This is a genomic window from Cerasicoccus arenae, from assembly GCF_014651635.1.
Taxonomy (GTDB): Bacteria; Verrucomicrobiota; Verrucomicrobiia; order Opitutales; family Cerasicoccaceae; genus Cerasicoccus; species Cerasicoccus arenae.
On the sequence record NZ_BMXG01000040.1, the window covers coordinates 1 to 6949 of the forward strand.

The following is a 6949-nucleotide window of genomic DNA, read 5'->3' on the forward strand; positions in this document are numbered from 1 at the left end:
AGGTCCATTCGGTATCAGTTAAATCACTCGGATATCTTTCACGCATCCCAAGTCTATCTCAGACTTGTAAATCAATGTACTGCATTTTTTGCGGGCCCCGACTTTTTGGACGCCCTCTGAGATGCTGACGACTGACGGCGCGGCCAATCATATCCGTCACCCCAAAGAAAAGAATTTCGAAAGGGATGTGGGTATGCGTTGAGATATAGCCACCGAGCTTGGCCAAAACGCTTTTATTGGATCGGCAGGCTGCTTCGATTCCTGAGAAGTCAGACTCAGTGGTATATTTCCTAAGTTTCTTTTCTAGAGCTTTCGGGATGAAGTTCGCGCCTTGAACCACGAGCAATACGATCGAAGTCACCCCACCTTTGAGCACTTCAGCCACCCAGTCAATCGTTCCGGTAGCACTCGAATCCAGCGCAACTCCTTAGTCTTCGGCACTCAGAAAAGCTGTTGGGATTAAACTCAGAAGTAAAGTAAGTCGATATTTCATAATAGTAAATTCTAATGGATAAAATTGTCGCCGCTAGCTGGTTCAGCCGAAGTGCGGACGCTGTGATTCGTCAAACGTATTTCCCATTCACGCCGTTCACGGCGAAGCAACCAGCCGCTTGATTTTAGCTTCTCTGTTTCGTCAGACAAATATTCGCTGGCGCGGTTAGTGGGTTCTAAAATTAAATGATGCGCATTCCCCCAAACACCTCGAGACAACCAAAGGGAAAGATAAGGAAGAAATCCTAGATCATACTCAACAGTGAGTGCTGCTCCAGTGAAAGTGTTAGACAGTAGGATACGGCCATCAGCTGGTGAATCTGAATAGACTTTGATTCCAGCTTTCGGTATTTCCGGAAAGGATAATTGCGATAAATCGACTCCAGCCTCCAATCCAGGCCAGGTGATGACATCACCAATCGAAACCTGCCCTAAACCGGGATGCCCGACAACAAGAAATTCCGGCGGGACCGTATCCAAATACATTTTGTCTCCCGCCTTAACCGTAAAAATGGGATGCCAAGCCCACAAAAACGGAATTTTCTTTTCCGACAAGTTCTCGACAATAAATCGTATCCTCACCATCGCGCCATCTAGGCTGATTTCACGCGAGTAGCGTAGTGGCAAAACCTTTAAATCCAAATAGGTCTTCAAAACTCCAGAACTTTCAAGCAGATCCGCATCCCAATCAACTGAACTCGACCATACTTCGCCATGATCGGGCAATGCGTGTCCCTGCAAAGTCTCCGGTTTCAAATTAGGTAGTAATTCATCGGCACCCATCAAATTACCGAACCCGAAACGAGGGTCCTTCTTTAAACTGCGATCCTCTAATCGAGACCAAAGCCATTCCCGCCTAGAGATCTGGTCTTGGAGAGAAATCACTTTCCCTCCAAGACTTGGAACGACCTCTATGGCCCAAAATTCATTGCGTGTTCCTAGGACCTCGAATCCATCTTGTTGACGGCTATAGGCTTCCTCTGCTCGCAATGCCCCTATGGCGAGGCAGACCTGCAGGTATAAAACAATCAATCTTAAGTCTATTTTAAACATCACTCTGACGATTCAACCAAAAACAGTACAAACATGTACACGACAAAACCGTAGAAATAACTCCAACCACGACTCCCCGCCATCAACATAAAAGGCGAAGAAAGGGTCGAGCACGTGACAATAGGGTATTGTTTCTCTGAACATTAAGTAAATTGTTATAGTTATGCTTGCCATTGTAAAGTGATAATTGAAAAATATTTGCATTCAATAATTCATGGGAACCGGCATGTCCACAAAAAGCCCCCTCACTGCATCATGACTGCTATTTATAAAGGCGCGACTAAACCTATCGAAACGCGGGTATCCAATCTCATTTCACGAATGACTCTGGAAGGGAAAACTGGGAAAATGCTTCAGATGGCCTGCGGTAAAGGGGCGACTAGAGCATTTTCACTTCAAATAGTCTAATTTTGTCGGCACCTTTTTCCAAAAAGGTATTATGTGTAGTAATCCATGAAAAACTTGGACATGGATTTACGCACTCGGATGGTGGAGCTGCGCGGTCAGGGTTACAGCGCTCGTGAAGTTGCCGAGCGTCTCTTAATCAGCGAGCGGAGCGTCTGTCGGCTTTGGAGACAGTATCAAAGTTTGGGGCATGTGGAGGCAAAGCAGCGCGGGGGCTATAAGCCGATCACGTTGCGCGCTCATGAACCGTTGCTCAGGCAGTGGATCGAGGCTGAGCCGGACCTGACTCTGGATCGCCTGGTCGCGCGTATTGATGAGCGCCTGGGCATCCAAGTGAGCGCCTCTGGCCTGTGGAACCGACTTCGGGCCATGAAGCTGAGCCATAAAAAAAACGATGCGCACGGCCGAACAGGATCGCCCGGACATCCAGAAGGCGCGTGAACAGTGGGCCCAAGACCAGCAACAGTGGGATGCGCGCCGCTTGGTGTTTCTGAAACCGGCCTGAAACCGGCCTGAACACCAAGATGACGCCGCGTTACGGCTGGGCCGGGCGCTCTGAGCGCTGCCCAGGCAAAGCCCCTCATGGGCACTGGAACACCTCGACCTTCATCGGCGCGCTTCGTTACGATGGCTTGCAAGCTCCATGGCTGATCGATGGCCCCATCAACGGGGATGGATTTATCGCCTACTTGGAGCACGTCTTAACGCCTACGCTCAAGCTGGGCGACATCGTCATCTGCGACAATCTCTCAAGCCACAAGGTAGCCAGGGAACAGGAAATCGTGGAGCAGGCCGGTGCCTCATTGATCTACTTGCCCCCCTACAGTCCTGATCTTAACCCCATCGAAAACGCCTTCTCCAAACTCAAGAGCTGTATCTGCCGAGCTTCAGCCAGAACCTTTGAGCAACTACTACAAGCCCTTGACCAAGCAATCGATAAGCTAACCAAGCAGGATTGCTCGGCATATTTTAAACATGCCAAATATCGGACTATATAAAGTGAAAATGCGCTAGAAACCAGATTTATCGCTATCTCAAAGACTACTCGAACTTAAAAGGTGTCAGTCCAATGTTTCATGAGTCTAGCCGGAGGTCGGTTTCGGTCTCATCATTCTGGGTGTTGACATTTTTGGGTGCGACCGCTTACTAGTAGATATAACCTTTTAGTTAGACAGTTATATCCATCACGATTCCCTCGGGGCACAGGTTCCTCTATTGCTTGCTGAGCCATCGGCCAGACTATCATGAAAATACAATCCATTGAGACGATTCGGCTCGAAGCGCATCCTCGATTACTGAACGTGCGAGTGCTTACTGACTCCGGGATCGTAGGCTACGGCGAAACCTACGATAAAGTGCTGGGCAGTGAGGGGGCACTGCATGGGTCGATTGCGCCTTTGGTCTTGGGACAGAATGCATTAAATATCAATGCGCTGCAAAGCCTTCTTTTTGATAACATTCGTTACCATGGCTATCAGGGGGCAGAGTGGCGGGCATGGTCGGCGGTGGAAATTGCTTTGTGGGATATTCTCGCAAAAGCGCAGGGCTGCAGTGTGCGGACCTTATTCGGTGGTGAGGTGCAGACGACATTGCCCTGTTACAACACCTGCATCGGCTGGGGGGATTGTCAGGATTATCAATTATGTCAAAATGACTCGGCAGCGCTAGCGCTTAGTTTACTGGAAGACGGTTATGGGATGATGAAGATCTGGCCGTTCGACAAATTTTCAGAAGCGAGCTTGGGCCAGCAGATTTCACGGAAACATGTGGAAGCGGGGCTCCAGCCTCTGCGCCAAATCCGTGAAGCCTGTGGTGACAAGATGGCGATAGGGATCGAAGGACATTCCCGTTGGTCGCTGCCCGCTGCCATGCGCATTGCAGCTGCTTGTGCCGAGGAGGATGTGGAATTTTTTGAAGACCTCTTGCCGGCGCATGACGTGGCCTCACTGGCAGCAGTGAATGCGTCCACGCGGGTTCCGCTGGTGGGATCGGAAACGGTGTTTACGCGCTATGCACTACGAGAGCTGATTGAGAGGCGTGCGGTGGATATCGTAATGATCGATCCGATGTGGTGTGGCGGTTTGTCGGAAACGAGAGCCTGTGCTCAGTTCGCGGCCACTTATGGGCTCCCCGTGATCCTGCACAATTTGGGCGGACCTGTGGCGCATGCGGCCGTCTGTCAAATTGCGGCGACGATCCCGAATTTATGGGCGATTGAAACCAGCCGGGCGCTGACACAATATGCGTATCCTACTTTGGGAGGTTATCAGCCAAAGCTCGTGGAAGGTCGGATGCCGCTTCCGTCGGGCGACGGCCTGGGTGCCATGTTGTGGCCAGCGGTCTGGGAGGCGCATGCGCAGCAAGTGGTCACATCCAGCGGTGCGGGTTCGGCGGTGGGGCGGGTGAGCATGGGCGACCACTGGGAACGTCCGGAAATTCGTTAGAATAGGAGCTATTATGAGTATTAGAAATCAATCATTGATAGGCAAACGTGCACTGATCACCGGAGCCGGCGAGGGGCTGGGCCGAGGTATCTCTAAAGCCTTTGCCGAGCAGGGAGCCTCGGTCGCCGTCTGCTCTCTGAATGGTGAAGAGGCTGAAGTCACCGCTACGATCTGTGCCGAATACGGGGTGAAAACCTATGCCGCAGGATTCGATTTGCTCGATGACTCGGCGACACTCGACTTTGCTGCCGAGTCCGCACGGCAGTTGGGCGGACCCATTGATCTTTTCGTGCACAATGCCGCAGTCATGCCGGTATATCCGATTGATTCGATGCCGATGGCTCAGTTGGATATGGCATTGAATCTAAATCTGCGAGTGGGCGCATTGTTGACTCAAGCATTAACCCCTGGGATGAAGTTGCAGGGGAAGGGAGCTATTTTGTTTATGAGTTCGGGGATGGCCTACTATGGGATTGCCGAGCACAGTATTTACTGTGCGTCCAAGGCGGGCTTGCTTGGTTTGGCGCGGGGGTTGGCTATGGAACTCGCGCCTTTCGGTATCCGTGTAAATACGGTGAGTCCCGGGACGATCGATTCGCCAATGCTGAATCAGTTTATCAAAGGTCAAGGCGGCGACCAAGAGGCCACACGTGCTGCCTTTGATGCGATGCATCCTCGTGGAAAAGTCGGCTCGATTGCGGAAGTTGCTGCGACATTTGTTTTTCTGGCCAGTGATGCGGCCGCCAATATCACCGCCACAGACCTGCGTTGTGATGGTGGTTTGGCGGTCAAAGGGGTTCAACCTGTGCAGAAGTAGATTATTGGGTAAGTGTGATACTCGAAAGCATAATTTGTCCCACTTGATGAAACCTGTGTCAATGGCTATCGTGCATGGGACTTGCCGGATTGTATATTCGGATGTTTGAACTCCGCAGAGTTATTTTTACTCGTTTTTTTGTATAAATTTATTGACAATAGATATTTCAACAATTTACTATAACGTATTATTAGGTTTGCGTTAACAACGTTTAACCTGAAGTATACCCCCCCCAAAAAAAAAATCATTATGAAGAAAATAAATATCGGAACTTCTGCCTTAGCCGCAGTCGTATGTTTCTCACTCGGAATCTCATCTCAAGCGAATGCGGAATTGCTGTCCTATGACGGTTTTGACCTTGGCGGTGGTGGCACTGCCTACACGCAAGATGCAACTGTCAATGGCGTTGGATTTGGCACTGGATGGTCTGGAAATTGGTCAGGTGGCACCGATTACATTGCAGGTGCTGGTTCACTGAATATTGGTGGAGAGGCCACTGATTCCGGTGTTTTGACTTATGCGACTACTTCTAATAGTCAGACTTTGAGTCGTGACTATACCACGACTTTTGGAGGGGCGACTCCAGCTCTGAGTGAAGCATGGTCGAGTTTCGTTTTTGAAAGAAATAATACGCGCGAACTTGTGATTAATTCATTCGCATCGGGTAATAACTATTTTGGTCTAAGAGTTGCGAACGGAAGTAGCAATATGTTTGCCCGAAATCGCGATTTTGGAACTGAAACCTTCTCGTTAGATAGTTTCTCACTTGTTACAGGAACCGATTATTTTGTGGTCTCGCAATTGCTCTTCAATGACAGTGGAACCGATGATGTGTTAAATGTATGGATTGTAGATGCCGCGAGCTATGACGGAACAATTTCTGAAACTGCCACGATGAGTGTCGCTGTCGATGTAGATACCAGCTATGATTCATTAGCTTTTTATGTGCAGAATCCACAGGATGGTGCTAATGCGTTCCGCATGGATGAATATCGTTTAGGCACTTCCTTCGCGGATGTCGCGGCAATTCCAGAGCTTTCAACGGCTGCACTACTGACAGGTTTACTCTCCGCATGTTTGATTGGCTTTCAACGCCGTTCCAAAGTATCTAAATAGTATAAAATTTCAGCCTACGTAGTTTACTCTGCGTAGGCTTTTTTGTGTCTTTTTGCAGTTATATTGAGGGTATTGAACCCAATCTATGCAATAGGATAACCAGCTCCTTGGCGCTGAGCTCAACATGATGCCTTGTTCACAACCGCTCCCTCCTTCGCCAAGGCTACGGCGGACAGGTCGCTAGAGGGCTCTACGGGCGAGGCCGGGGAGGTTATTGATTGCCATGGAATCTCAAGGTGAACAGTGAAAACTAATAGATTTTAATGTGTTCCGTCTCAAAGATGGTATCCGGCGAATGTCGCTTTCAGGATGATCAGTCCAATCTTCAAAGCATCCTCCCTAAACTCCCCTCTAGCGCAAGCGGTTGTGGCAAATTCAATAGATGTGATCCTATTGCATAATCCGGGTTTAAGCCGTCACCGTAAAAGTTGCCTTGAGTAAGCCGCATGCGCGGCTGCTACTGCTGGTCGAGCTTACGTGAATGAGTCCACTTGAATCGTTAGTCTGGCGCTTTATTTGACCCGCTCCCAATCTTCATGCCATAGGCAGTGCTAGGATTTTCCGCTTCGATTGGGTTGTTGTTGTCTTGGCTACAGCTTGCTGGGCGTATTCGGCCGGAGGC

The 6949-nt window shown here is 49.6% G+C and carries 7 protein-coding genes; 5 read left to right on the forward strand and 2 right to left on the reverse strand.

Annotation, left to right across the window (positions count from 1 at the left end; translation table 11 throughout):
• Positions 1 to 58: 58 nt before the first annotated feature.
• Both IE065_RS17615 and IE065_RS17620 read right to left on the reverse strand, forming a co-directional pair.
• Complete coding sequence (locus tag IE065_RS17615; RefSeq protein WP_189517566.1) at positions 59 to 385, reverse strand: hypothetical protein; 327 nt, start codon at positions 383 to 385, stop codon at positions 59 to 61.
• A 119-nt stretch (positions 386 to 504) separates the two neighbouring features.
• Positions 505 to 1545, reverse strand: a complete 1041-nt coding sequence (locus IE065_RS17620; RefSeq protein WP_189517568.1) for an aldose epimerase family protein — start codon at positions 1543 to 1545, stop codon at positions 505 to 507.
• A gap of 453 nt (positions 1546 to 1998) precedes the next feature.
• Here IE065_RS17620 and IE065_RS17625 point away from each other — a divergent pair, with 453 nt between their 5' ends.
• From IE065_RS17625 to IE065_RS17645, 5 genes are all read left to right on the forward strand, one after another.
• A complete protein-coding gene (locus IE065_RS17625; protein WP_189517570.1) occupies positions 1999 to 2391 on the forward strand; it encodes a hypothetical protein in 393 nt (130 codons plus the stop codon).
• Positions 2392 to 2462: 71 nt separating this feature from the next.
• Positions 2463 to 2948, forward strand: a complete 486-nt coding sequence (locus tag IE065_RS17630; protein WP_267908263.1) for an IS630 family transposase — start codon at positions 2463 to 2465, stop codon at positions 2946 to 2948.
• A gap of 246 nt (positions 2949 to 3194) precedes the next feature.
• The gene (locus IE065_RS17635) at positions 3195 to 4394 is read left to right on the forward strand and encodes a mandelate racemase/muconate lactonizing enzyme family protein (RefSeq protein ID WP_189517574.1); all 1200 of its coding nucleotides are present in this window, start codon (positions 3195 to 3197) and stop codon (positions 4392 to 4394) included.
• 13 nt (positions 4395 to 4407) lie between these two features.
• The gene (locus IE065_RS17640) at positions 4408 to 5211 is read left to right on the forward strand and encodes an SDR family NAD(P)-dependent oxidoreductase (RefSeq protein ID WP_189517577.1); all 804 of its coding nucleotides are present in this window, start codon (positions 4408 to 4410) and stop codon (positions 5209 to 5211) included.
• Positions 5212 to 5460: 249 nt separating this feature from the next.
• Positions 5461 to 6327, forward strand: coding sequence for a hypothetical protein (locus tag IE065_RS17645; protein WP_189517580.1), 867 nt, complete (start codon positions 5461 to 5463; stop codon positions 6325 to 6327).
• Positions 6328 to 6949: the final 622 nt, after the last annotated feature.